The organism is Enterobacter sp. TMH.L2 (assembly GCF_050847315.1).
Lineage (GTDB): Bacteria > Pseudomonadota > Gammaproteobacteria > Enterobacterales > Enterobacteriaceae > Cedecea.
In genome coordinates, this window is the sequence record NZ_CP193791.1 from 4,315,359 (window position 1) to 4,339,527 (window position 24,169).

24 protein-coding genes are annotated in these 24,169 nt (G+C 55.9%); 10 read left to right on the plus strand and 14 right to left on the minus strand.

From position 1 onward, the window contains the following. Window positions 1-121 precede the first annotated feature (121 nt). From acs to actP, 3 genes are all read left to right on the plus strand, one after another. Window positions 122-2,080: an acetate--CoA ligase gene (gene acs / locus ACREYP_RS20690; protein ID WP_008455771.1), complete on the plus strand. Its 1,959-nt coding sequence runs from the start codon at window positions 122-124 to the stop codon at window positions 2,078-2,080. Window positions 2,081-2,216: 136 nt separating this feature from the next. Further along, window positions 2,217-2,531 (plus strand): DUF485 domain-containing protein, encoded by a 315-nt coding sequence (locus ACREYP_RS20695; protein ID WP_008455772.1) that lies wholly within the window; start codon window positions 2,217-2,219, stop codon window positions 2,529-2,531. Next, complete coding sequence (actP, locus tag ACREYP_RS20700; RefSeq protein ID WP_336709044.1) at window positions 2,528-4,177, plus strand: cation/acetate symporter ActP; 1,650 nt, start codon at window positions 2,528-2,530, stop codon at window positions 4,175-4,177. Before ACREYP_RS20695 ends, actP begins: the two co-directional genes overlap by 4 nt. A 39-nt stretch (window positions 4,178-4,216) precedes the next feature. Here the strand turns inward: actP and ACREYP_RS20705 are convergent, their stop codons facing one another. Further along, on the minus strand, window positions 4,217-4,906 hold the full coding sequence (locus ACREYP_RS20705; protein ID WP_008455777.1) for an LrgB family protein: 690 nt from the start codon (window positions 4,904-4,906) through the stop codon (window positions 4,217-4,219). Then, window positions 4,899-5,324, minus strand: coding sequence for a CidA/LrgA family protein (locus tag ACREYP_RS20710; protein ID WP_166877540.1), 426 nt, complete (start codon window positions 5,322-5,324; stop codon window positions 4,899-4,901). The genes ACREYP_RS20705 and ACREYP_RS20710 overlap by 8 nt, the downstream gene beginning before the upstream one ends. 101 nt (window positions 5,325-5,425) lie before the next feature. Between ACREYP_RS20710 and ACREYP_RS20715 the strand changes: the two genes are divergently transcribed. After that, window positions 5,426-6,325 (plus strand): LysR family transcriptional regulator, encoded by a 900-nt coding sequence (locus ACREYP_RS20715; protein ID WP_336818247.1) that lies wholly within the window; start codon window positions 5,426-5,428, stop codon window positions 6,323-6,325. 5 nt (window positions 6,326-6,330) lie between these two features. Here ACREYP_RS20715 and ACREYP_RS20720 read toward each other — a convergent pair whose 3' ends face one another. The 4 genes from ACREYP_RS20720 to soxR form a co-directional block, all read right to left on the minus strand. Then, on the minus strand, window positions 6,331-7,977 hold the full coding sequence (locus ACREYP_RS20720) for a Na+/H+ antiporter (protein ID WP_008455781.1): 1,647 nt from the start codon (window positions 7,975-7,977) through the stop codon (window positions 6,331-6,333). 149 nt (window positions 7,978-8,126) lie between these two features. Further along, window positions 8,127-9,476: a guanine/hypoxanthine transporter GhxP gene (gene ghxP, locus ACREYP_RS20725; RefSeq protein ID WP_008455782.1), complete on the minus strand. Its 1,350-nt coding sequence runs from the start codon at window positions 9,474-9,476 to the stop codon at window positions 8,127-8,129. 346 nt (window positions 9,477-9,822) lie between these two features. After that, complete coding sequence (locus ACREYP_RS20730; protein WP_008455784.1) at window positions 9,823-10,491, minus strand: glutathione S-transferase family protein; 669 nt, start codon at window positions 10,489-10,491, stop codon at window positions 9,823-9,825. 478 nt (window positions 10,492-10,969) lie between these two features. Then, the gene (gene soxR, locus ACREYP_RS20735; protein ID WP_008455786.1) at window positions 10,970-11,425 is read right to left on the minus strand and encodes a redox-sensitive transcriptional activator SoxR; all 456 of its coding nucleotides are present in this window, start codon (window positions 11,423-11,425) and stop codon (window positions 10,970-10,972) included. A gap of 80 nt (window positions 11,426-11,505) precedes the next feature. Between soxR and soxS the strand changes: the two genes are divergently transcribed. Further along, window positions 11,506-11,829 carry a superoxide response transcriptional regulator SoxS gene (soxS, locus tag ACREYP_RS20740; RefSeq protein ID WP_008455787.1) on the plus strand — a complete coding sequence of 108 codons (324 nt, stop codon included), beginning with the start codon at window positions 11,506-11,508 and terminating at the stop codon, window positions 11,827-11,829. Between the two features lie 20 nt (window positions 11,830-11,849). Beyond that, window positions 11,850-12,515, plus strand: coding sequence for an alpha/beta hydrolase family protein (locus ACREYP_RS20745; RefSeq protein WP_008455789.1), 666 nt, complete (start codon window positions 11,850-11,852; stop codon window positions 12,513-12,515). Here ACREYP_RS20745 and pdeC read toward each other — a convergent pair. Continuing rightward, a complete protein-coding gene (gene pdeC, locus ACREYP_RS20750) occupies window positions 12,489-14,096 on the minus strand; it encodes a cyclic di-3',5'-guanosine monophosphate phosphodiesterase PdeC (RefSeq protein WP_034808085.1) in 1,608 nt (535 codons plus the stop codon). The two genes, ACREYP_RS20745 and pdeC, sit on opposite strands and share 27 nt — an antisense overlap. 442 nt (window positions 14,097-14,538) lie before the next feature. Here pdeC and ACREYP_RS20755 point away from each other — a divergent pair, with 442 nt between their 5' ends. Then, the gene (locus ACREYP_RS20755; RefSeq protein ID WP_008455794.1) at window positions 14,539-14,820 is read left to right on the plus strand and encodes a YjcB family protein; all 282 of its coding nucleotides are present in this window, start codon (window positions 14,539-14,541) and stop codon (window positions 14,818-14,820) included. Between the two features lie 50 nt (window positions 14,821-14,870). On the opposite strand, the gene modA is transcribed toward ACREYP_RS20755, so the two are convergent. The 4 genes from modA to ACREYP_RS20775 all read right to left on the minus strand — a co-directional run bounded on the left by modA (window position 14,871) and on the right by ACREYP_RS20775 (window position 17,427). After that, the gene (modA, locus tag ACREYP_RS20760; RefSeq protein ID WP_166993101.1) at window positions 14,871-15,575 is read right to left on the minus strand and encodes a molybdate ABC transporter substrate-binding protein; all 705 of its coding nucleotides are present in this window, start codon (window positions 15,573-15,575) and stop codon (window positions 14,871-14,873) included. Then, complete coding sequence (locus ACREYP_RS20765) at window positions 15,575-16,627, minus strand: ABC transporter substrate-binding protein (RefSeq protein WP_336709048.1); 1,053 nt, start codon at window positions 16,625-16,627, stop codon at window positions 15,575-15,577. The genes modA and ACREYP_RS20765 overlap by 1 nt, the downstream gene beginning before the upstream one ends. Window positions 16,628-16,707: 80 nt before the next feature. Continuing rightward, a complete protein-coding gene (locus tag ACREYP_RS20770) occupies window positions 16,708-17,094 on the minus strand; it encodes a tautomerase family protein (RefSeq protein WP_008455800.1) in 387 nt (128 codons plus the stop codon). Continuing rightward, on the minus strand, window positions 17,095-17,427 hold the full coding sequence (locus ACREYP_RS20775) for a carboxymuconolactone decarboxylase family protein (RefSeq protein WP_008455802.1): 333 nt from the start codon (window positions 17,425-17,427) through the stop codon (window positions 17,095-17,097). It lies immediately after the preceding gene. A 103-nt stretch (window positions 17,428-17,530) separates the two neighbouring features. Between ACREYP_RS20775 and ACREYP_RS20780 the strand changes: the two genes are divergently transcribed. The 3 genes from ACREYP_RS20780 (at window position 17,531) to ACREYP_RS20790 (ending at window position 21,678) form a co-directional block, all read left to right on the plus strand. Further along, complete coding sequence (locus tag ACREYP_RS20780) at window positions 17,531-18,391, plus strand: LysR substrate-binding domain-containing protein (protein ID WP_008455803.1); 861 nt, start codon at window positions 17,531-17,533, stop codon at window positions 18,389-18,391. A gap of 414 nt (window positions 18,392-18,805) precedes the next feature. After that, a complete protein-coding gene (locus tag ACREYP_RS20785) occupies window positions 18,806-20,191 on the plus strand; it encodes a diaminobutyrate--2-oxoglutarate transaminase (protein WP_008455804.1) in 1,386 nt (461 codons plus the stop codon). 14 nt (window positions 20,192-20,205) lie between these two features. After that, on the plus strand, window positions 20,206-21,678 hold the full coding sequence (locus ACREYP_RS20790) for a pyridoxal phosphate-dependent decarboxylase family protein (protein WP_336818245.1): 1,473 nt from the start codon (window positions 20,206-20,208) through the stop codon (window positions 21,676-21,678). Between the two features lie 50 nt (window positions 21,679-21,728). Here the strand turns inward: ACREYP_RS20790 and ACREYP_RS20795 are convergent, their stop codons facing one another. From ACREYP_RS20795 to ssb1, 3 genes are all read right to left on the minus strand, one after another. Beyond that, window positions 21,729-22,733 (minus strand): alpha/beta hydrolase, encoded by a 1,005-nt coding sequence (locus tag ACREYP_RS20795; protein WP_336818244.1) that lies wholly within the window; start codon window positions 22,731-22,733, stop codon window positions 21,729-21,731. Beyond that, on the minus strand, window positions 22,717-23,349 hold the full coding sequence (locus ACREYP_RS20800) for a hypothetical protein (protein ID WP_008455811.1): 633 nt from the start codon (window positions 23,347-23,349) through the stop codon (window positions 22,717-22,719). The genes ACREYP_RS20795 and ACREYP_RS20800 overlap by 17 nt, the downstream gene beginning before the upstream one ends. Window positions 23,350-23,468: 119 nt before the next feature. After that, on the minus strand, window positions 23,469-23,999 hold the full coding sequence (gene ssb1 / locus ACREYP_RS20805) for a single-stranded DNA-binding protein SSB1 (RefSeq protein WP_008455813.1): 531 nt from the start codon (window positions 23,997-23,999) through the stop codon (window positions 23,469-23,471). Window positions 24,000-24,169: the final 170 nt, after the last annotated feature.

Sequence of the window (24,169 nt, forward strand, 5' to 3'; positions counted from 1 at the left end):
AATTTCTGCGCAATTATTTTAATGCGTGATCTGCCGCCCAAAAAGTAAACAAAGCTGCCAATACCCCTACTATCAACGTTTGTGTGACATATTATTAACATCCTAAAGGAGAAAAAAAGCCATGAGCCAAGTACACAAACACGCTATTCCCGCAAACATTGCGGACCGTTGCCTGATAAACCCGGAGCAGTACCAGGCCATGTATCAACAGTCGATACAGGACCCGGATGCGTTTTGGGGCGAACAAGGGAAAATTCTCGACTGGATCAAACCGTACCAAAAGGTGAAAAACACCTCTTTTGCGCCGGGAAACATCTCTATCAAGTGGTATGAGGACGGGACGCTTAATTTAGCCGCAAACTGCCTCGACCGGCACCTAAAAGAACGGGGCGATCAAACCGCCATTATCTGGGAAGGAGATGACGCGACCCAGAGCAAAAACATCACTTATCGCGAGCTGCATCGCGATGTCTGCCGTTTTGCCAACACTTTGGTTGAACTGGGCATTAAGAAAGGCGATGTTGTCGCGATTTATATGCCAATGGTGCCGGAAGCAGCCGTTGCCATGCTGGCCTGCGCGCGCATTGGCGCCGTGCATTCCGTGATCTTTGGCGGTTTCTCGCCGGAAGCCGTAGCCGGACGCATCATCGACTCCAGCTCTCGCCTGGTGATCACCGCCGATGAAGGCGTGCGCGCCGGGCGCTCAATTCCGCTGAAAAAGAACGTGGATGACGCGCTTAAAAACCCAAATGTGAAAACCGTTGAGCACGTTATTGTCCTGAAGCGCACCGGCGGCAAAATCGACTGGCACCAGAACCGCGACCTGTGGTGGCACGAGCTGACAGAGAAAGCCAGCGACCAGCACCAACCGGTGGAAATGAACGCTGAAGATCCGCTGTTCATCCTCTATACCTCCGGCTCCACAGGTAAGCCAAAAGGCGTGCTGCACACCACTGGCGGCTATCTGGTGTATGCCGCGACCACCTTTAAATATGTCTTCGACTACCATCCGGGCGATGTCTACTGGTGTACCGCCGACGTGGGCTGGGTGACCGGGCACAGCTACCTGCTTTACGGCCCGCTGGCCTGCGGCGCGATCACGCTGATGTTTGAGGGCGTGCCTAACTGGCCGAAGCCAAACCGCATGGCGCAGGTGGTCGACAAACATAAGGTGAATATTCTCTACACCGCGCCAACCGCCATTCGTGCTCTGATGGCCGAAGGGGATAAAGCCACCGAAGGCACCGACCGCACTTCGCTGCGTATTCTTGGTTCCGTGGGCGAGCCCATCAACCCGGAAGCCTGGGAGTGGTACTGGAAGCACATCGGCAATGAGAAATGCCCGGTGATGGACACCTGGTGGCAGACGGAAACCGGTGGCTTTATGATCACCCCGCTGCCCGGCGCGACCGAGCTGAAAGCGGGCTCCGCGACCCAGCCGTTCTTTGGCGTTCAGCCCGCGTTGGTCGATAACGAAGGCAATCCGCAGCTGGGTGCTACCGAAGGCAACCTGACCATTACCGATTCCTGGCCAGGCCAGGCACGCACGCTGTTCGGGGACCACGAGCGCTTCGAGCAGACCTACTTCTCCACTTTCAAAAACATGTACTTCAGCGGCGACGGCGCGCGCCGTGACGAAGACGGTTATTACTGGATCACCGGCCGCGTGGATGACGTGCTGAACGTGTCCGGCCATCGCCTGGGTACCGCCGAGATTGAATCAGCGCTGGTGTCGCATCCGAAGATTGCCGAAGCCGCGGTGGTGGGGATTCCGCACAACATTAAAGGCCAGGCGATTTACGCCTACGTGACGCTGAACCACGGCGAAGAGCCGACGCCGGAGCTGTACGCCGAGGTGCGCAATTGGGTGCGGAAAGAGATTGGCCCGCTTGCCACGCCGGACGTGCTGCACTGGACCGATTCGCTGCCGAAAACCCGCTCCGGCAAGATCATGCGCCGTATTTTGCGCAAGATTGCCTCCGGCGACACCAGCAACCTGGGCGATACCTCCACCCTCGCCGACCCGGGCGTAGTAGAAAAACTGCTGGAAGAAAAACAGGCTTTATCCATACCTTCGTAACCTTGTTCTACCCCTCTCCCGTTCAGGGAGAGGGTCGGGGTGAGGACATCTGACCGTACCTTTCCCCTCACCCTAGCCCGCTCCCCACAGGGGAGAGGGAATAAAAAAACCTACAAAAACCTCTGGAGATTCTGTGATGAATGACACCATTTATCAGCGGATAGAAAGCAGTGCGCATTTCAGGGAGTTGGTTTCCAAAAGGCAACGGTTTGCCGCCCTTCTGTCACTGATTATGTTAGTGATTTACGTTGGTTTTATTTTGCTGATTGCCTTCGCACCGGCGTGGCTTGGCACCCCGCTGCATGACGGCACCAGCGTCACGCGGGGCATCCCTATTGGCATCGGCGTGATCGTTATTTCCTTCCTGCTCACCGGGATTTATGTCTGGCGTGCTAACGGCGAATTTGACCGCCTGAATAACGAAGTGCTGCGTGAAGTGGGGGTTAAATGAAGCGTTTTCTTACGGTCTTTGCCGCTCTGCTGCCGGCCGGTGCCTTTGCCGCCGATGCCATAACCGGCGACGTGCAGCGCCAGCCAACCAACTGGCAGGCGATCATCATGTTCCTGATTTTCGTCGCGCTGACGCTGTATATCACTTACTGGGCGTCCAAGCGCGTTCGCTCCCGCAGCGACTATTACACCGCGGGCGGCAACATTACCGGTTTCCAGAATGGCCTTGCGATTGCCGGTGACTTCATGTCGGCGGCCTCGTTCCTCGGAATTTCCGCGCTGGTGTACACCTCCGGCTACGACGGCCTGATTTACTCCCTGGGGTTCCTGGTCGGCTGGCCGATTATCCTGTTCCTGATTGCCGAGCGCCTGCGTAACCTGGGCCGCTATACCTTTGCCGATGTGGCGTCGTATCGCCTCAAACAGGGGCCAATCCGCACGCTGTCGGCCTGCGGGTCGCTGGTGGTGGTCGCCCTTTATCTGATTGCCCAGATGGTTGGCGCCGGGAAGCTCATCGAGCTGCTGTTCGGCCTGAACTACCACGTCGCCGTGGTGCTGGTGGGCGTGCTGATGGTGATGTACGTGCTGTTTGGCGGCATGCTGGCGACGACCTGGGTGCAAATCATCAAGGCCGTGCTGCTGCTGTTCGGCGCAAGTTTCATGGCGTTTATGGTGATGAAGCACGTCGGCTTCAGCTTCAACAACCTGTTCAATGAAGCAATGGCGGTTCACCCTAAAGGCGCGGCGATCATGAGCCCTGGCGGGCTGGTGAAAGACCCTATTTCTGCGCTGTCTCTGGGCCTCGGCCTGATGTTTGGCACCGCTGGCCTGCCACATATTCTGATGCGCTTCTTCACCGTGAGCGACGCCCGCGAAGCGCGTAAAAGCGTGTTTTACGCCACCGGCTTCATGGGTTACTTCTACATTCTGACCTTTATCATCGGTTTTGGCGCCATTATGTTAGTAGGTGCTAACCCAGCGTTTAAAGACGCGGCGGGCGCGCTGATTGGCGGCAACAATATGGCGGCGGTTCATCTTGCCGACGCGGTGGGCGGGAACCTGTTCCTCGGCTTTATCTCTGCGGTTGCCTTCGCCACCATCCTCGCGGTTGTGGCCGGGTTAACGCTGGCGGGCGCTTCGGCGGTATCTCACGACCTTTACGCCAACGTCTTCCGCAAAGGCGCGTCCGAACGCGATGAGCTGAAAGTGTCGAAAATCACCGTTCTGGTGCTGGGCGTGGTGGCTATCCTGCTGGGTATTCTGTTTGAAAAACAGAACATTGCTTTCATGGTGGGGCTGGCATTCTCCATTGCCGCGAGCTGTAACTTCCCGATTATCCTGCTGTCGATGTACTGGTCGAAGCTGACCACGCGCGGCGCAATGATTGGCGGCTGGCTCGGCCTGCTGACGGCGGTGGTGCTGATGATTCTGGGCCCGACTATCTGGGTGCAGATCCTCGGCCATGAAAAAGCGGTCTTCCCGTATGAATACCCGGCGCTGTTCTCTATTCTGATTGCGTTTGTCGGCATCTGGCTGTTCTCGATTACCGATAATACGCCGGAAGGTAAGCTGGAGCGGGAGAAGTTCCGCGCGCAGTTTATTCGCTCTCAAACCGGTATCGGCATCGATCAGGGGCGGGCTCACTAGTTAGTAAGTACTTACCGGGGCTATCTCTGCCCCGGTAGGTTAAAACATCAGCCAACTGACCAGCGGTGCGACCAAAACCGTCACCACGCCGGACAGCATCATCACCAGGCTGGCAATCACCCCTTCCTGCGGCCCCAGCTCATAAGAGCGAGCGGTACCCGCGCCGTGAGAAGCCGCGCCGAACCCCGCGCCTTTGGCTATCCCTTCCCTGATCGACAGGCGCAGAAACAGCACGTCCCCCACCGCCATGCCGAACACGCCGGTGATCACCACAAACAGCGCCACCAGTTCAGGCTCGCCGCCGATGGGCTTCGCGGCCGCCAGGGCAAAAGGCGTGGTAATTGAGCGCACGGCCAGGCTGCGCTGAATGCCGTCCGGCAGGGTAAATAAGCGGGCCAGCCAAATCGAGCTGGTTACCGCCACCACCATCGCCGTCAGCACGCCCGCAGAAAGCGACATCCAGTGGCGTTTTATCACCCGAAGGTTGTCATACACCGGCACCGCAAAAGCAATGGTGGCGGGCCCAAGCAGCCACAGCAGCCAGTGCGCCTCTCCCATGTAGTTGCTGTAGGAGATATGGCCGAAGACGAGCATCCCCACCAGCAGCACCGGCGTAAAGACCAGCGGCATCAGCGGCAGTTTGCGAAAACGGCGATACAGGCGTTTATTGGCGAAGTAGAAAACCAGCGTGACCACAAGGCACAGCACGCTGAGCTGGAAGTTAGTCATTGCGGGACTGCCTGCGAGCTTCGCGAGCCAGTTCAAAGCGGTAGACTTTTTCCACCACAAAGGCCGTGCTGCCGAGCACCAGCACGGTGCTGACCGCTATCACGGCAAAAATACGCCAGCCCTCCACCATCAGCAGCTGAGAGTAGTTCACCACGGCCACAACCGCCGGGACGAAAAACAGCAGCATCTCGGCCAGCAGCCATTTCGACCCTTCCCTGACCCATTTCAGCGGCACAATGCGGCACACAATCAGCGCCAGCAGGAGCAACATCCCCACCAGGTTCGCGGGCAGCGGCAGATGCCCCCACGTCACCAACTGTTCGGCAAAAACAAAAAGTCCGGCGTACAGCGCAACCTGCACGGGGACACGCAGGCTATGCATTACAGCAGGCGTAAAACGGCCTAACGCCAATGCCATGATCGGTGCTCCAGAAAAAATACCAGCCCCGATTATAGAGAGCGGTTCATCGCTACTGAAATGAATTAAAATCATTGCAGGTATAGTTAACAGGAATAGTTATGGACATCAGAACGCTGCGTTATTTCGTTGAAGTCGTCCGCCAGCAGAGCTTCACCCGGGCGGCGGAGAAGATGTTCGTCACGCAGCCCACCATCAGCAAAATGCTGCGTAACCTCGAGGATGAGCTGAACTGCACGCTGCTGATCCGCGACGGCCGCCGCCTGCTGCTGACCGACACCGGCCAGGTAGTATTCCAGCGCGGACTGGCCATCCTCGCCGAGTTTCGCCAGCTTGAGGCAGAGCTGAGCGACATCAAGCAGCTCACCAACGGCGTGCTGCGCCTCGGTATTCCGCCGATGGTTGGTACGCTGATGACCGGCCCGATAGGCGTGTATCAACACCGCTACCCCGGCGTGGAGTTCAAGATTTCCGAATTCGGCGGCCTGACGGTGCAGCAGGCGGTGCTTAACGGCGATCTGGATTTGGCGGTAACGGCCATCCCCGTAGAAGATGAAGACGCACTGACGGTAATGCCGCTGTTCCGCCATCCGCTCTGCGTGCTGGTGCCCCGCTCCGGCCCGTGGATTGGCCGCACCAGCGTTGACCCGGCGGAGCTCGCCGAGCACCCGCTGCTTATCTACAACGAAGATTTCTCCCTTAGCCGCCAGCTGATGCAGCTGTTTGCCGACCACGGTTTTACCCCGCGCATTGCGGTACGCAGCGGGCAGTGGGATTTCCTGGCGGCGATGGTACAGGGCGGCGTGGGGATTGCCGTGTTGCCGGAGCCGATTTGCCGCAAGCTCGACCACACCACGCTGATGTGGCTGCCGCTGAACAGCAACCTGAGCTGGCAGTTAGGGATGATTTGGCGTGAAGGGGTGTATATTTCGCAGAGCGCGCAGGCGTGGATTGATTGCTGCAGAGAGTTCTGGCCGGCATTGGAAACCGGCCAGAACTAGCGGGATTACTCTTTTTCGATCAGCAGCGCTTCCAGCAGGTCGAGATCGTGCAGGAGTTTTTGCAGGGTCTCATTGCTGATTTGCTGGGTGGCGCGCAGATGGTAAAGCTCAGCGCGCTCTGAACGCAGCGCCGTCAGGCGGAAGCGGCGCTCAAGGTTCTCTTCAAGCTCGCTGCTTTCTACGTCATTACGTCCGTCTGCGCGGCGGCGTAAATTCCCGATAACCCGCGAACTCACCTCTTTCAGTAGCTGGTCGTCGATGTTCTCTTCGCTGTCCGCGGCCAGGCGCTCCTCCATTTTCTGGATAGCGACAATCGCCACTTCGGCCGTGGCGGACCGGGCCAGCCGCTCCTCTTTGCGCGACAGAGATTTATCCCCAACCTCAACGTTTCGCAGCAGAATCGGCAGCATGATGACCCCGGCAAACAGCGAGAACAGGATCACGCCTGCGGAGAGGAAAATCAGCTCATAGCGTGCCGGAAAAGGCGTGCCATCGTTCAGCAGCAGCGGAATAGAAAGCACACCGGCCAGGGTGATGGCCCCGCGCACGCCGGCAAAAGAGGCAATACCCAGCTCGCGGGTGGTGAAAGAGCCAAACTCCAGCGGGCGCTTTTTCAAAAAGCGCAGGCTGAGGCGCTTCATCGACCACAGCCACAGGAAACGCACCGCAATCAGGGCGAAATAGATCATCGCCACGTCGAGGAACAGCATCCACAGCTCAACATTCGGATCGGCATTAGCCGCCGCGACGGATGTTTCGAGAATGCCCGGCAGCTGCAGGCCCAGCAGCAGGAAGACCATGCCGTTGAACACAAATTCCAGCATCGCCCAGACGCTGTTCGCGCGCAGGCGCATGGTCAGCGGGGCGCTACGCAGCACGCCGGAACGGGTAATGGTCATCCCTGCGGCTACCGCCGCCAGAATGCCGGAAACGCCGATGTGTTCAGCAATCAGGTAAGAGGCGAACGGCAGCAGAAGCAGCAGCAGGATTTGGGTGGCGGGTTCGTCCCCGCTCCAGCGGCTCATCAGGCGCAGCGATTTGCCGTACAGCCAGCTGACTGCAATCCCCGCCAGCAGGCCGCCAATGGCAACCTTGAAGAACTCCAGTGAAGCCCCGCCGACGCTAAAGGCCATCGCCCCTACGGCGACCGCCACCGCAAGCTTCAGGGAAACCAGGCCAGAGGCGTCGTTCATCAATGCTTCGCCCTGCAATATCCCCATGATCTTCTTCGGAATCCGCCCTTCGCCGACAATCCCGGACAGCGCCACGGCGTCCGTCGGTGACAGCACGGCAGCCAGCGCAAAAGCAGGCACCAGCGGAATGCCCGGCACCAGGAAGTAAATCAGGAAGCCGATGCCAACCACGGTGACCAGCACCAGCACCAGCGCCAGGCCAATAATTTCGCGGCCATGATGGAGAAATTCATGAGTGGGCGTTTTCCAGCCGTCGGCAAACAGCAGCGGCGGAATGAACAGGACCAGGAATAGCTCAGGGTCGAATTCAACGTGTAAGCCAAAGTGCGGCCAGGCAAGCAGCGCCCCGATGGCGATTTGCATTAACGGCAGTGGGATCTGAAACGGCAACATACGTGTTACTACCCCAGAGAGGGAGACCACGAGGGTCATAATCAAGATTGTGAAGAAAATTTCCATGTTTTCCCTGAACGTGATGTGTGATTTGAAGCGTCACTCTTAGCGGTTGTTTTTATAATAAAACAACTTTTTGCATCACATTGGAACCGGAAATGCCCGAAGTGGGTGAAAGCGGCGGGTTACAGAGCGCAACCCGCACGAATTGAAAATCAGATAGCCCAGCCGCCAGCGTAGAACGCCACCAGCGCAACGGCAATAACGACGGTGCCGATGTTCAGCTTGCGCCATTCACCGGATACTACGCGGCCAATCACCAGAGAAGCAAAGCCGATCATGATCCCGGTCACGATGTTGCAGGTCAGCACGATGAATACCGCGGTAATCAGCCCGGCCATCGCATCCACGAAGTCCGCAAAGTCAATTTTGGCGACGTTGCTCAGCATCAGCAGGCCAACATACATCAGCGCAGGTGCCGTGGCATATGCCGGTACCAGGTAAGAGAGCGGCGACAGGAACAGGATCAGCAGGAACAGCACGCCAACGGTGATGGCTGTCAGGCCGGTTTTGCCGCCTGCCGCGGTACCCGCTGCAGATTCGATGTAAACCGCCGCCGGGGCTGCGCCCACCAGGCCGGAGAACACGCTGCTCAGGGAGTCGGTGGTCAGCGCTTTGCCGCCGTCAATGATCTGGCCGTCTTTGTCCAGCAGGTTTGCCTGACCGGCTACCGCGCGGATAGTGCCGGTGGCGTCAAACACGGCGGTCATCACCAGCGCCAGCACGCTCGGCAGAATGATCGGGTTCAGCGCGCCCATGATATCCAGGCTGCCAATCAGCGAGTTGCCTTTATCATCGCTCAGCGACGGCATGGCGAAAACGCCGGAGAAATGCACGTTCGGATCGAAGATCAGGCCGACAATGGACACGCCGATAATGGTCAGCAGAATGCCGCCCGGCACCTTCAGTTTTTCCAGACCAATGATCACCGCCAGGCCAATCAGCGACATGATCACCGGGAAGCTGGCGAAATGCCCCAGCGCAACCGGCAGCCCGTCCAGCGGGTTTTTAATCACCAGGCCGACGCCGTTCGCGGCAATCAGCAGCAGGAACAGGCCGATACCGATCCCGGTGCCGTGCGCCACGCCCATCGGCAAATTGCGCAAAATCCAGCTACGAATGCCGGTGGCAGAGATAAGGGTGAACAGAACGCCCATCAGGAATACCGCGCCAAGGGCGACCGGCACGCTGATGTGCTGGCCAAGCACCAGGCTAAAGGCGGTGAAGGCGGTCAGCGAGATAGCGCAGCCGATGGCCAGCGGCAGGTTCGCCCACAGGCCCATCACGATGGAGCCCACGCCCGCTACCAGGCAGGTAGCCACAAAGACCGCCGCCGGTGGGAACCCGGCTTTGCCGAGCATTCCCGGCACAACGATCACCGAGTAAACCATAGCAAGGAAGGTTGTCAGACCGGCGACAACTTCCTGACGCACGGTGCTGCCGCGTGCAGAGATTTTGAACCAGGCGTCGAGCGAACCGCCGGCGCGCGGAGAAGGTGTAGACATAGTGAAAAATCCCCTGAGATTTTTAGAATGACGTTTGCCCGGGTGGTGGACAACCCGCTGCCAGTTAAACGTTGTCTCCCTGCGCTACGATTGTGACAAAGGGGTGTCACAAAAAAGCAATCGTTTAACTCCACACGGACAAATCGGTGTTACAGAATTAAGGCAAACGATTATCCTGCCTTCCTGACGGGATTTTCAACTTAACTTTTGCGATTTTCGCGGAAAATATGCTCAGCTGATGAATTATTCGCCTTAGGGTGCGCAAACGTTATCGTCAATGCGCAATTTCGCAACAAAAACGCAAAAAAGTTAGGCTCGTTTTTTTCTCGCTTTACTTTTGCGGCGATCACGCCCCGGGGATTTCAAAAGGGCCGCCTTGATTTAATGCTCGCTGCCAGGCGGGGCGCGTTTGCACATTTTTCATCCACGCCTGGGTGTGCGGCATGTCGTTGACTTCACCTCTCGCCAGCAACGCGGCCACCGGGAAACTCATCTGAATATCTGCCGCGCTGAACTGTTGCCCGGCGAACCACGGGTGCTGGCTCAGGTGATCCTCAATAAAACGGGCATGGGTGGTGAGTTGCTTATTCAGCCAGGCTTTCTGCACGCCCTGCCCCAGCGCTTTGCCCACCGGGCGCAGCGGCCAGGGCACCGGGGCTTTGCCGAGGCTACCAAACACCAGCTTCATTAACAGCAGCGACATCAGCGACCCTTCGGCGTAATGCAGCCAAAAGCGGTACTGGATTTTGTCGTTAATGTCCTGCGGCTTCAGGTGGTTTTCGCTGTCGTAGGTTTCCTGCAGGTACTCAAGAATGGCACCTGATTCCGCCAGGATATGGCCGCTATCTTCCACCACCGGGGATTTGCCCAGCGGATGGATTTTTTTTAGCGCTTCCGGGGCAAGCATGGAGGGCTCCCGCTGGTAACGCACGATCTGGTAGGGCTGCGCCAGTTCTTCCAGCATCCAGAGTACGCGCTGGGAACGGGAGTTATTGAGGTGATGGACCGTGAGCATGAGATAACCCTTTGTTTAGCCAGATGGAATAACTATAGGAAAGCCCTGCACGAATCACATGTCAAAAAAATGAACAAAAAAAGAACAATTGACCTTGCAAAGTGAAGGGACAGACCTACACTTAAATTGTCGGTGCAGACCGGAACCTCCAAAGTCAGTGAAGTGTGTACGTAGCTATGTGTAGGCGTTATCGAGGGGTGCCGACGTCGGGGGAAACCCTCCTGTCAGAACGGGATAGAGCGAAAGACAAAGACCGGAAAACAACTAAAGCGCCCTTGTGGCGCTTTAGTTTTATGTGGCAACGGATGATCTCTGTTAAGCAATGCCGCTACTGAAGACGCCATTAATAAACCGGGACAATCAATTCATTGATTTTCGGTTGATAACAACAAAGAGGGAAAAACCACGCTTTTTCCCTCTTTGTTAGCCGTCTTGAGCGCCCTTGTGGCGCTTTAGTTTTATGTTTGAAAGATAATTTTCAATCTTCCAACAGCCTGGCGCCGGTGCCCTGCTCGCCCAGCTTATCGCCTGGGTTACGCAGCGGGCATTGCGCCCCCGATAAACAGCCGCAGCCAATGCAGCCATTCAGTTCGTCACGCAGCGCGGTCAGCGTGGCAATGCGGTGGTTCAGCTCCTCGCGCCATTGCGATGACAGCTTCTTCCAGTCGTTTTTGTTGATCGAATGGCCGTCGGGCAGCACGCCGAACGCATCCCCGACGGTGCTCAACGGAATGCCAATGCGCTGCGCAATTTTTATTATCGCCACCGTTCGCAACACATCACGCTGATAACGCCGCTGATTGCCTGCATTTCTCGTACTTTTAATCAAACCTTTGCTTTCGTAAAAGTGAAGCGCGGAGACGGCCACGCCGCTGCGCTTCGCCACTTCACCGGGCGTTAACAGCGTTTTTATTCGGGGCAATTTCTTTTCCATAATGCTCTTTACCTCAAGTTAACTTGAGGAATTATACTCCCTGGCAATGAAACTAGCTAACCCGGAAATGAGGACGACTCATGGCTCACCAGGACATCATTTATACGTTGACTGAATGGATTGATGAACATATTGACCAGCCGCTGAACATCGACGTGGTGGCGAAAAAATCAGGTTATTCAAAGTGGTACTTGCAGCGAATGTTCCGCACCGTCATGCACCAGACGCTGGGTGAGTACATCCGCCAGCGCCGCCTGTTGATGGCTGCCACCGCGCTACGCACTACCCAGCGCCCTATTTTTGATATCGCGATGGACTACGGGTATGTCTCGCAGCAAACCTTCTCCCGCGTGTTCCGCCGTGAGTTTGACCGCACCCCAACGGATTACCGCCATCAGGCCTAAGAAAACCAACAGGAGTTGGAGTGAAAAAGTTAAGTTTTGCCATTTTGGCCATCGGGCTTGCCTCAATGGCCGCTCAGGCGGCAACCATTTATACCGCGTTCCCTGACAGCGTTAATCCGAAACAGAAATACGTTTTTTATACACACGGGAAAGTGTTAGAGGGAAATATTGACCGGCCGAGTAATCCAAATAAACCGCAGTGGGGCGTTTACGATTTCCCGGCGGTGAAAGAGAAGCTCAGCGATGATGGCTACAACCTGATTGCTTATCACAGAGCCAAAGATACTCAGCCAGATCAGTATGCCGAGAAGCTAAAGCAGGATGTGAACACGCTGATTGCAAAAGGCGTTCCGGCTAAGAATATTACGCTTGTCGGCTTCTCACGCGGCGGCGAAATTACCATTCTGGCGGCAAGTAAACTGCAGAATAAGGCGCTCAACGTTGCCATTCTGGCGGGATGTACTCATTCCATTCAGGATGACGCCCGCAATCGCCTGTACGGGAACGTGCTCTCCATTTATGAAGCCTCGGATGAAGTGGGTTCCTGCCAGACGATTGTGAACCACAGTCCGGGGATCACTCATTATAAAGAGATAAAAATCTCTACCGGCCAGCAGCACGGGGCATTTTTCCGCCCTAACCCAGAATGGGTTGTTCCTTTAAAGCAGTGGCTCGCGAGCCACTGAGGCCTTGCGTACGGGGATCCCGCCTGGGGTATAGAGCCAGGCGATAAACTCTTGCGGAGGCAGTGCCTTCGCAAAATACCAGCCCTGGCAATACTCCACGCCGTGATCCACCAGCCACGCCACCTGCGCTTCGGTTTCAACCCCTTCGGCAATTGTCGTTAACTTCAGGCTGTGGGCAATTTCAATGATGTGTTCCACCAGCAAGTGGCTGGCCCGCTCGCTGGCGAGGGAATCAATAAAGCTTTTGTCGATTTTTAAAATATCGACGTTCAGGTACTGCAGATTGTGCAGATTCGAATACCCGGTGCCAAAGTCATCAATGGCGACTTTAAAGCCCGCGTTGCGAAACTCCTGGATAAACGGCCTGGTTTTTTCAACGTCAATAAACCCTCGCTCGGTCACTTCGATTTTTATCTGCTCTGGACGAATGTTGTAGGTTTTAATCCGTTCTGAAAGTACGGTGATTAAGCGTGAAGAGTGAAAATCAGATGCTGAAAGATTAATCGAAATATAGAGGCCAGGATGGTCGGCAAGAAATTCACCAAAATCTTTAAATACGGCATCAACCACATAGTCCGATATTTTGTGAATCAGACCTTCAGATTCTGCCAGCGGAATAAACGTCCCGGGGCTGATGGTTTGTCCATTAAAATTCACCCACCGCAGCAGCGCTTCCGCCCCCACGCAATAGCCATTTTGAATATCAATAATGGGCTGATAGTGAAGTTTGAGCTGTTTTCTGGCCAGCGCTCTTAAAAGCATCCGCCGCGGGGAATTTAATTGCTGACGGGTTCGGGACCACATAATTAATATCAGCAGGCTGCAAATAACGCCTAACGGAAGCGTCAGCGTCAGTTGGTGATACCACTGGCGGTTAAACAAGGTTTCTGACGTGGAAACAATCACCGCAATCGGTCTTTTAGCCGACTGGTCGACGGCGTAAAAACGGTTATCCTCGGTAAACGCTTTCTCTTTACGCAGAATAAAACTGTGCAGCAGGTCGCTGTCGGCCCCCGGACTTAAAGAGAAAAAACTGCGGGTGACGGTGTCGTAGACGCCATAAATCAGCGAGTCATCTTCGGACAAAACTTCTGACCAGGTGAGCGGGTTAATCACCGCCACATAATGCCCACGTTGCATGTAGGTCATTTTATGCCCGGCATAAAACGGCGTATCCAGATAATAATAAATCGCGACGTCCGGTTTACGGGTATAAGAAGGGCGCGGCGCTGGCAGCGCTTTTAACGGCTTATAGCTGGTCGAGCACAGCAGCTTATCGCCACTGACGTAAATTAAATCGGCGACAAAAAGTTTACCGCGCACAATATCCAGCATATTTGCCATATGCCGGGGACTGCATATTTCCCCGGAAAAACGTTCCGCCTCGCTGCGCGCCTCATTAACATGACTGATGACGATTTCCGTTTTTTCCATCACCAGTTTGCCAAAAGAGTGCAGGTGCTGCTGGATGTCACTGGTGGCGCGAACATGGGCAAAATAAATTGCCAGCATTATCGGCAGGCAAACGATCAGGACAAAACCTGAGGTACGCAACGCCTTAAGATAAATCCGTTTCACCATGATGCTCACACGTCTCTGCTTTTATGCGCCTGTTTTTATACTTTATTAGAACAACCTGATGACCGCCGATTACGTTGCATCATAAAGCCTGCTTTAGCAATAGCCTTCAGCCGTTAACTCTGCGGAAATTAATTTGCGCAACAAAGAGATAAGAGGAACCGGGATGCTGTTTAGCTTAAGATTTAACCCACCGTGTTAATATGAGTTTTTCTGGGGTTAAAGCAGCAGGGAATGATTATTTAAACGAAATTGTGGTAAACATCAGATAAACAAAATGTTCACGCCTTCCACGTCCTGGTTTTCCTAAAAACCCCCGCCGACCTGGCCTCAAAACCGCGCAAAAAACCATCACAACGCTGGTGATTAAACACACAAAAGTGATACACTTCACATTATCAGTGCAACATAAAAATAAATTGCAGCTTTTTGAGGAACAAGGTTCATGGCAACAATCACCACCGGCGTGATGCTCATACGCTGGCCGCTGCTTAGTGCGGTTTTGATGTTTTTGGCAAGCAGCCTGAATATTCAGTTTCGCCGCTCGGATTACCGGGCTTTAGCCATAATCAGCAGCGGGCTGGGGATTGCCGCATCCTGCTGGTTTGCCATGGGTTTATTGGGCCTGACGCTCGGTGACTTCCCGATTATCTGGGCGTCGTTTAAAACGGGGCTGGTCGAGATCATCGCCAGAATGCCGCCCGAATGGCCGACGATGATGCCTTAACAGGCTGAGAAGCATTAAAAAAAACCGCCTTCATCGGCGGTTTTTTACTTTCAGACGACAAAGCCGTAATCCCGCAGTATTTGCCGCGCAGCGTCCGAGACCAAGAACGCCCGCAGCGGCTCCGCCCGTTCGTCGCATACCGCCAGCCCATAATCGGCCTGAATATTGTAGGACGCCGGGATCTCGAACACCCGCAGTTCACGATGGGCCTGCAGCGCTGCGGCATAGCTTCGGTAACCAATCATCAGATCGGCCTGCCCGCTGGCAATAAGCCACTGCGCCGCAAGCCTGCCGTCGGGCACGGCCTGCGTGTCCGGTCCGCCAACCAGGGCTAAGGCTCGCGGCTGCAGGGCGATGCCAAATTCAGCTTCAAATCTGCCAAAGAACTGCCAGGTATAATCCCCGGAAGGATCGCTGCCCGGCGTGGACGTGCCAATGCGTAAGGCCGGATTGCTCAATAGCGTTAGCCAGGTACTCTGCTCATCAACGCAGTGCGCCGCCGCCGTCAGGCAAAGGGCGTTCCCGGCAAACCGGTGAACCGCCCGAGCTTTGCCCCGCTCCAGCAGCGTGTGCGGGTGCGCCATGTTTGCCGACGCAAACAGCGAACAGTTTTCGCCGGCTTCTATACGGGCTCTTAGCAGGCCCGCAGGCCCAAATTGCGTCTCTGTTGGCAAGCTAGTTTCCTGCTCAAACTGGGCCATAAGCGGCTGCCAGACCCGCCGCAGGCTTCCCGCCGCCAGAATTTGCAGCGTCATTACTCAACGCCTTCATAGTGGGTGCGGTAAAAACGCTGATACCAGCTGTCGGCCACTTTCTTCATGTCGATGTCTTTGAATCTGGCGGGATACAGTTTTTTCGCCATCCACAGCTCGCCGATCGCCATCGCTTCCGGCATCGGGTAGCCCCAGGCTTTGGCGTATTCCGGCATCAGCCAGACCTGATGGCTTTTCACCGCGTCGATCGGCTGCCACTCGGGCTTGCTGACGATCTCATCCACCACTTTGGGGTAACGATCCTGCACGAAGATCACCTGCGGATCCCAGGCGATCACCTGTTCCATCGACACCTGCTTGAAACCTTTCACGGTCGACGCCGCCACGTTCAACGCGCCCGCGTGGGCCATCATCAGGCCGGTATATTTCCCGGATCCGTAGGTGGTCAGGTCAGGATTGGCCATATAAGCCCGCACCCGCTGGTCTGCCGGGATGTCTTTCAGGCGGTCGCTGACCAGCTTGCGCTCGGCAAAAGTGGCGTCGATCAGCGCTTTGGCCTGCTTCTCTTTATTAACTACTTCACCAATCAGCTCGATGCCTTCTTTCAGGCCGAGATTATAGGCTTGCTCTTCGTCCTGCATCGACGGGTTCAGTTTGCCCTGCTCGCCCGGTGTATCGTGCCGCAGAGAAATCGCAATCACCGGGATGCCGAGTTTGCTAATGCTGTCGATCATCTCCTGCGGCGCATAGTTGGTGACGAACACCACCTGAGGGTGCAGCGCCACCAGCTTTTCGGTGTCCACGCTGGTTAAATCCCCTAACTGGGCCTTATGCTCAAGCTCCGGGGCCAGGCGCGCGTAGCCGCTGCCAAGCTGTTGCTTCCAGTTCGCCAGAATGCCAACCACTTTGTCGGTGGCGTTCATTTGCACCAGCAGGTTGAGCGTTTGGTGCTGAAGCACCACGACGCGGTTAACCTCGTCGGGGATCGTGACCTGGCGGCCAAGCTGGTCGGTGAGCGTGCGGTTCGCCAGCGCGGCGAGCGGGGAAAGTACTAATAGTGCGCCCAGCGTCAGGCGGCGGGTAAATCGGTTCACGGCGAGAGTCCTTATGATCGTTGTGTATGAAAATATACAGCGATGATTCCCCCGCGCCCAGCGCTTTTAAGGGGTAGATCTTACTCCGCGAGCAAACTCGCCTTGCCCCCACCAAACGACCAGTCCTCAGCCTTGTTATGGCGAATGACGACCATAACGTCGTTGGGCTGAATGCCCGGTGACTCGGCAAGTTGATCGGTAATGACCCGGTAAAAACGCTGCTTCATCTCAATACTTCGTGGCTTACCGGCCGTTATCTCTATCAGAAGCCAGTCATTGCTGCGCGGCCCCGCCATATAGTGACGATCAAACCGCAGCGCTGATTTATCTTGCTCATGAAAAACCTGAAACAGATCTGCCTCCGGCACATCAAATGCCTCCACCAGCGCCCGCTGTATGCTGGATGAAACCGCCGCCAGCCAGGCCTCCGTTTTTCCTTTTAATAAGGTGACATGAAGTACCGGCATTTATTGCTCCTCCCGACGACATCCGACGATCAGCTTATCCAGTACCTTTAGCGCACTGTGGGCGGCAGGCCAGCCCGCATAAAAAGCCAGATGGGTGATCAGCTCGCTTAACTCCTCATCGCTGACGCCATTTTTGCGCGCTAATTCGAGATGAATAGGCAGCTGTTCAAGCCGGTACAGCGCCAGCAGCGCCGCCACGGTGATCAGGCTGCGATCGCGTTTATTCAGTTCCGCTCTTTCCCAGATATCCATGAATAACAAGTCGTTGCTCATGCTGGCAAGTTTTGGCGCCCGGCTCAAAACCCGTTGAATGTCGTATGATGTTTCGCCCATGAAGCCTCCCGGCTGTTGTTGACAACCTGAGCATACTCATTGAGTATCATTCTAAAAATCAGATATTTTTTAACCAATAATCCTGATTTTCAGGACAATAACTATGACGAATTTAGATCTCGACGTTCTCCGCACCTTTGTGACCGGCATGGCGCTCGGCAGCTTTGCCCGGGCAGCGGACCGGCTGGGGCGATCGACCTCAGCGGTCAGCGCCCAGTTAAAGAAACTGGAAGATCAGGTCGGAACGCCGGTCGTCAAAAAATCAGGCCGGGGCCTGGCGCTGACACCAACCGGCGAAATTGTGTTGAGTTATGCGAAACGCCTGCTGGAGCTGAATGATGCCGCAATGGCTGCGGTGGGCGACACACAGCTGAGTGGGCTCTTACGGGTAGGGTTTCAGGAGGATTTCGGTGAGGGCTTGTTAACCGACGTTCTTGGGTCATTTAGTCGCGCCCACCCTGCCGTCATTCTTGAGGCACGTATCGCACGAAACGCAGAGCTGGAGTCCGCCCTCAACCATTCGCAGCTGGATTTGGCCTTACTCTGGCAAACGCCATCGGCCTCCGCAGAGAATGAGATCGGTAAAATTCCGCTGCACTGGATGGGCATCCCCGAGCAGGTAGAGGCATGCCTCGCCAATGGGCAGCCGCTACCTTTAGTGGTTTTTGACGCTCCCTGTATTTTACGCCGTCACGCCATTGAGGCACTGGATTGCGCAGGGATCCCCTGGCGGATAGCCTTTACCAGCAGCAGTCTGAACGGCCTATGGGCAGCGGCGCGCGCCGGATTAGGCGTGACGCCAAGAACGCAGGTAGGAAAACCAGCCGATCTCCCGATGATCCAGACGCTTCCCGCTCTCCCTTCATTAGGCATTTGTCTACCAAGAGCCTCATCTGAACCTAATCCGATTCGGGATTGCCTGGCAGACATTATTGAAAAACAGGTGGGCGTTTTTTGCCGTTGAAGCTGAACAAGCGCCAGATTTACGGGTAAAAAGTGCAACCCCAGTTGCCAATCAATGTCCTGGGGTAATTTTTTGTTGTTAATTATTTCTATCCAGCAAAACCTGGTCTGTCCAGACCGTTTTAATACGCAAAATTAGGCCTTTCAGGGGGCTTTTTTTCCTGCCATTGCCAATAGTTGAGAGATCGGATGTCTGGATACCCGTCAAAAGAGTCTTCAATTCATTGATTTTAAATTAAAAAAATCGAAAAAAATAAATGATTGAGCGGGGGGGTAAAAAGCCATATATTGGCGGCGTTTTATGCACCCTAACCGATACCTATACTCTGGATAATTCGAGTTTCAACTTGAAGCATGACGAGTATTGTTTACTTAATTCAGCCGCTGCGCTCATGCCGACGGTTGTAGGAGAGATATGATGACGGATAAAGTCCGTATTGATACTTTAGATGCAAAATCTGCAAACGCTACCAACGAAACCTATTTGGCACGACAGGCTGAATTCGAATCGAATGTCAGAAGTTACCCGCGCAAATTACCGTTCGCTATAGCCAAAGCCCAGGGCGCCTGGATCATCGACGTGGAAGGTAACCGCTACCTTGACTGTCTGGCCGGTGCGGGCACGTTGGCGCTTGGCCACAACCATCCTGACATCCTGCAAAGCATCCAAAACGTCATTACCAGCGGCTTGCCGTTACATACTTTGGATCTGACTACGCCGTTAAAAGACGAGTTCTCAGAATACCTGCTCTCTTTACTGCCGAGCCAGGGTAAAGAGTACTGCCTGCAGTTCTGCGGCCCATCCGGCGCGGACGCAGTAGAAGCCGCTATCAAGCTGGCGAAGAAACACACTGGCCGCAGCGGCGTAATCAGCTTCTCCGGCGGCTACCACGGGATGACCCACGGCGCGCTGTCAGTGACCGGCAACCTGTCTCCGAAAGCGGCCATCAACGGCCTGATGCCGGAAGTACAGTTCCTGCCATACCCGCACGAATACCGCTGCCCGCTGGGCATTGGCGGCGACGCGGGCGTGAAAGCGCTGACCTATTACTTCGACAACCTGATCAACGACGTTGAAAGCGGCGTGCGCAAACCTGCGGCCGTGATCCTCGAAGCGGTTCAGGGCGAAGGCGGCGTGAACCCGGCTCCTGCAGAGTGGCTGCAGCGCATCCGCAAAGTGACCAAAGAGCACGGCATCGTGCTGATCATCGATGAAGTTCAGGCTGGCTTTGCCCGTACCGGCAAGCTGTTCGCCTACGAACACGCTGGCATTGAGCCAGACATCATCGTGATGTCCAAAGCCGTTGGTGGCGGTCTGCCGCTGGCCGTATTGGGCCTGAGAAAAGAGATCGATGCCTGGGAACCTGGTCACCACACCGGCACCTTCCGCGGCAACCAGCTGGCAATGGCCACCGGCCTGACCACCCTGAAGTACCTGAAAGACAACAAAGTCGCAGACAAAGTTGCCGCTCAGGGCGAATGGCTGAAAGGCAAACTGTACGATCTGCAGAAACGCTACCCGGCTATCGGCCACGTTCGCGGCCTGGGCCTGATGCTCGGCATTGAGATCGTGAAGCCAGAAGAAGCACAGGATCACATGGGTTGCTACCCGGCTGACGGCGCGCTGTCTGCTCTGATTCAGAAAAAATGCTTCGAAGCGGGCCTGATTCTGGAGCGCGGTGGCCGTAACGGCTGCGTGCTGCGCCTGCTGCCGTCCCTGCTGATCAGCGACGACGAGCTGGAAATCTTCCTGAGTAAATTTGAAAAAGCCTTGTTAGCCGCTGGCGCAAAAGCTGTCTGACTGGAGTAATAAATATGTCCCGATCTAACCCGATTCTGGCCTCCTCTGCCCAGAGCATTGAGGAATACCAGCAGGCGATCGCCCAGACCAGCCAGGCCGTAGTGGAATGGCTGCAGCAGCCCCAGATGTACCAGGGCAAAACCGTCGCCGAGCTGAAAGAACGTATTCAGCTCGACTTCAATCCTCAGGGCCTGGGCAACCAGGTCGCGATTGAACGCGCGATTGAGTATTTCTTAAAAGACAGCCTGCTGGTGCATCACCCGCAGTGCGTGGCGCACCTGCACTGCCCAAGCCTGGTGGTTAGCCAGGCCGCAGAAGTGCTGATCAACGCCACCAACCAGAGCATGGACTCCTGGGACCAAAGCCCGTCGGCGACCATCATTGAGATGAAGCTGATCGAATGGCTGCGCGCGCAGGTCGGTTATCAGCCTGGCGACGCGGGCGTGTTCACCAGCGGCGGGACCCAGAGCAACCTGATGGGCCTGATGCTGGCGCGTGACGCCTACTTTGCGCGTCAGGGCCACTCTGTCCAGCAGGATGGTCTGACCGGTGATATCCGCAAAATCAGAGTGCTGTGCTCTGAGAATGCCCACTTCTCCGTGCAGAAAAACATGGCGCTGATGGGCATGGGCTACCAGTCAGTCACGCTGGTGAAAACCGATGAGTTTGCCCGCATGGACGTTACCGACCTGGCGGCTAAAATCGCCCAGGCGCAAGCGAACGGCGAGCAGATCATGGCTATCGTCGCCACTGCCGGTACGACCGATGCAGGCGCTATCGACCCGCTGAGCGACATCGCGAAGCTGGCCGCAGAGCACCAGATTTGGGTACACGTTGATGCAGCCTGGGGCGGCGCACTGCTGCTGTCCGAGAAGTATCGTGATTACCTGAACGGCCTGGAGCTGGTGGACTCCGTTACCCTGGACTTCCACAAGCAGTTCTTCCAGACCATCAGCTGCGGCGCGTTCCTGCTGAAAGATGCTCGCCACTACGAGCTGATGCGCTACCAAGCGGCCTACCTGAACTCCGAGTTCGACGAAGAGCAAGGCGTACCGAACCTGGTGTCCAAGTCGCTGCAGACCACCCGCCGCTTTGACGCTCTGAAGCTGTGGATGGGCCTCGAAGCGCTGGGCCAGAAAAAGTACGCTGAAATTATCGATCACGGTGTGACCATGGCGAAGAATGTGGCGGCCTATGTGGCTGACCACGCTTCTCTGGAGCTGGTGATGCAGCCTCAGCTGGCAAGCGTGCTGTTCCGCTTCCGTCCGGCAAGCCTGGCTGGCCGCAGCGATGCGGAAATCGCGCTGCTGAACCAGAAAATCGGTGATGCGCTGCTGGAGTCTGGCCGCGCGAACGTTGGCGTGACCGAGCATAACGGCGTGACCTGCCTGAAGCTGACCCTGCTGAACCCAACCGTCACCCTGGAGGATGTCAAAGTCCTGCTGGCGCTGGTGGAGAAAACCGCAGAGCCGCTGCTTAACGCGTAATGTTAGCGTAATGAATAAAAGCCGGGAGCGAACTATCGCCTCCGGCTTTTTTATTGCTTTGAGTTCTCCAGCCTGAGCTGGCGGCGAATAAATTTCGCCACTTCTTCCACCAGCTCTCTGTCTTCAGGCGTTCCCATAAATCCACCGTGCGGCATCGCCTCAAAGACGTGCAGCTCGGCTTCAACGTTCGCTTTTCTCAACACCCGGTGCAACCTCACCGCATTCGACAGGAATAAATCCCGCGTGCCGCTTTGAATCAATGTTGCCGGGAAACCACGGGTAAAATCGCCAAACAGCGGCGAAAGATAAGGATGCGTTAACTCAGCCCCCGCGGCATAAAGCAGGTTGTTTTCCCTCAACGATCCCGGCAGTACCACATCCACAAGCTGATTCACCTGGAAGCTGTCGCCGGACTCGGTCAGATCTGCCTCCGGGGACAGCAGCACTAAGGCACCTGGCAACGGCAAGCCTTCATCACGCGCCCGCAGCACCATCGCAGCGGCGAGATTCCCACCAGCCGAACGCCCGGCAATCACGATATTTTCCGGGGCATATTGCTCGAGCAGGTAACGGTATATGGCCAGGCAATCATCCAGCGCAGCCGGATAAGGATGCTCGGGCGGCATTCGGTAATCGACGCTGTAGCAACGAAGCCCATACTGCACAGCCTGGGTGCTGGCACTGGCCTTGCAGGCTTCACCCCCGCCAAAGGTAAACGCCCCGCCGTGGAGATCCACCAGAACGTGATGTTCTGAAGCCAGCGCGCCTGGCGTGGCAACATGCACCGTAGCCTGCTCAATCTGCAGTGTTTGTAGGTCCGGCTCATCGCTCGCTGGCCGGGATTTCATGGCTTCGGCATACCAGGCCGCCGAAGTGGCCTGAATCTGCTTCCAGGCTTCACCATCGGTGTGGGATGGCATCGAAAATTGCGCGTTGTGGGGCACACCGTTCTCGTCAACCTGGCGACGCAGAGCGGCCTGTGCCTCCTCACTGATGGAATCAGGGAACGGGATAATGTGCTCGGGGCGCAGAACGCCATCAATTTTGTCTGTCATTACCTGACCTGTGATTAGTGTCTGTCGCCAGCTTTCGCTGGATAGAGAGTAGCGTGCGCCGCCTGACCCAGCCGCTGGCCGGACGAATGAGCATCCAATAGAGAGCGAACAGGGCTTTCACGCGCGGCGTTGGGCAATAGACAAAGGTTTCGGTACGTAATACCGCCGAGCCGTTGTTCTCAGGCGTGACATCAAAGCGCAAGATCAGCTTAGCCGCGCGTGAGTCGGCAAAATGCTTGAAGGCTTCGGCATCTTTCAGAGACTCGACGTCAAGCAACGGTCGCCAGAAACGCCCGGCCAAACCAAAAGAGACTTCCTGGCTGCTTTGATGCAGCACAGTGAAAGAGCCAAACCCGAAGGTATCGGCTGGTTCCGCGCTCTCTGACTTAAACAACGCCCGGCGCAGGCGGCGAGGGAGCTGGCGCAAACGGAGTAGCCGACGGATAACCGGATCGTCTTCCATATTCAGCGCCAGAACGGCCTGAATAATGGCTTCAGGCGAACCTTCAATAGGCGGGGAGAGATGCTTTTCATAAAAGCTAAATGAAGGCAGCCATGGCGTGGCGTCCGCCTGACACCGACACGCTCTCTCACTGACAAAACCTAAAAATGCCACGGTATCTTCCTTATCCGAGGGCCGCCTGCCCGGCAGATTTCATGCCGCCATAATAGAAAAAAACCCTGCGAGGCAGGGTTTTATTTGTTCGTCACATACAGGGTTACACCCTGAGGGGATCAGAACGGGATATCGTCGTCGAAATCCATTGGCGGTTCGTTAGATGGCGCTGGTGCGCTCTGCTGCTGCGGACGAGACTGCGCGCCGCCGCTGAACTGGTTGCCGCCCTGTGGTTGCTGAGGCTGACCCCAACCGCCCTGCTGCTGGCCGCCGTTGCCGCCCGCCGGAGCGCCGCCGCCCTGACGGCCGCCGAGCATCTGCATGGTGCCGCCCACGTTAACCACAACTTCGGTAGTGTATTTTTCTACGCCAGCCTGGTCGGTCCATTTACGGGTTTGCAGTGCGCCTTCGATGTAAACCTGAGAGCCTTTACGCAGGTATTCACCAGCCACTTCGGCCAGTTTGCCGAACAGCACCACGCGGTGCCACTCAGTTTTTTCTTTGGTTTCGCCGGTTTGCTTATCACGCCAGGACTCTGACGTGGCCAGTGTAATGTTGGCGACAGCGCCCCCATTTGGCATGTAGCGTACTTCCGGGTCCTGACCCAGATTCCCAACGAGAATCACCTTGTTTACGCCTCTGCTGGCCATGTTCGTGTCTCCTGAAACGTTTTTAAATAGTCTAAACCGGGGATTCTACACTATGCCACCCACAATGTTTATAGCTGCGAGGGACATTCCAGAATGTCGGCTAAGTATAGCTCGTTTCATTAAAACACTGGATATTCATTCAGGTTTTATTGTGTCATAATTAGCCGTTT

Bases quoted from the DNA above. Each gene is read 5' to 3' on its own strand.
- ACREYP_RS20790 (WP_336818245.1), top strand. From the start codon at position 20,206: ATGTCCCGATCTAACCCGATTCTGGCCTCCTCTGCCCAGAGCATTGAG.
- ACREYP_RS20695 (WP_008455772.1), top strand. From the start codon at position 2,217: ATGAATGACACCATTTATCAGCGGATAGAAAGCAGTGCGCATTTCAGG.
- actP (WP_336709044.1), top strand. From the start codon at position 2,528: ATGAAGCGTTTTCTTACGGTCTTTGCCGCTCTGCTGCCGGCCGGTGCC.
- ACREYP_RS20705 (WP_008455777.1), bottom strand. From the start codon at position 4,906: ATGACTAACTTCCAGCTCAGCGTGCTGTGCCTTGTGGTCACGCTGGTT.
- ACREYP_RS20730 (WP_008455784.1), bottom strand. From the start codon at position 10,491: ATGCTCACGGTCCATCACCTCAATAACTCCCGTTCCCAGCGCGTACTC.
- soxR (WP_008455786.1), bottom strand. From the start codon at position 11,425: ATGGAAAAGAAATTGCCCCGAATAAAAACGCTGTTAACGCCCGGTGAA.
- ACREYP_RS20780 (WP_008455803.1), top strand. From the start codon at position 17,531: ATGACGAATTTAGATCTCGACGTTCTCCGCACCTTTGTGACCGGCATG.
- pdeC (WP_034808085.1), bottom strand. From the start codon at position 14,096: ATGGTGAAACGGATTTATCTTAAGGCGTTGCGTACCTCAGGTTTTGTC.
- ACREYP_RS20785 (WP_008455804.1), top strand. From the start codon at position 18,806: ATGATGACGGATAAAGTCCGTATTGATACTTTAGATGCAAAATCTGCA.
- ACREYP_RS20795 (WP_336818244.1), bottom strand. From the start codon at position 22,733: ATGACAGACAAAATTGATGGCGTTCTGCGCCCCGAGCACATTATCCCG.
- modA (WP_166993101.1), bottom strand. From the start codon at position 15,575: ATGACGCTGCAAATTCTGGCGGCGGGAAGCCTGCGGCGGGTCTGGCAG.
- ACREYP_RS20710 (WP_166877540.1), bottom strand. From the start codon at position 5,324: ATGGCATTGGCGTTAGGCCGTTTTACGCCTGCTGTAATGCATAGCCTG.
- ghxP (WP_008455782.1), bottom strand. From the start codon at position 9,476: ATGTCTACACCTTCTCCGCGCGCCGGCGGTTCGCTCGACGCCTGGTTC.
- soxS (WP_008455787.1), top strand. From the start codon at position 11,506: ATGGCTCACCAGGACATCATTTATACGTTGACTGAATGGATTGATGAA.
- ACREYP_RS20755 (WP_008455794.1), top strand. From the start codon at position 14,539: ATGGCAACAATCACCACCGGCGTGATGCTCATACGCTGGCCGCTGCTT.
- ACREYP_RS20770 (WP_008455800.1), bottom strand. From the start codon at position 17,094: ATGCCGGTACTTCATGTCACCTTATTAAAAGGAAAAACGGAGGCCTGG.
- ACREYP_RS20720 (WP_008455781.1), bottom strand. From the start codon at position 7,977: ATGGAAATTTTCTTCACAATCTTGATTATGACCCTCGTGGTCTCCCTC.
- acs (WP_008455771.1), top strand. From the start codon at position 122: ATGAGCCAAGTACACAAACACGCTATTCCCGCAAACATTGCGGACCGT.
- ACREYP_RS20715 (WP_336818247.1), top strand. From the start codon at position 5,426: ATGGACATCAGAACGCTGCGTTATTTCGTTGAAGTCGTCCGCCAGCAG.
- ACREYP_RS20775 (WP_008455802.1), bottom strand. From the start codon at position 17,427: ATGGGCGAAACATCATACGACATTCAACGGGTTTTGAGCCGGGCGCCA.
- ssb1 (WP_008455813.1), bottom strand. From the start codon at position 23,999: ATGGCCAGCAGAGGCGTAAACAAGGTGATTCTCGTTGGGAATCTGGGT.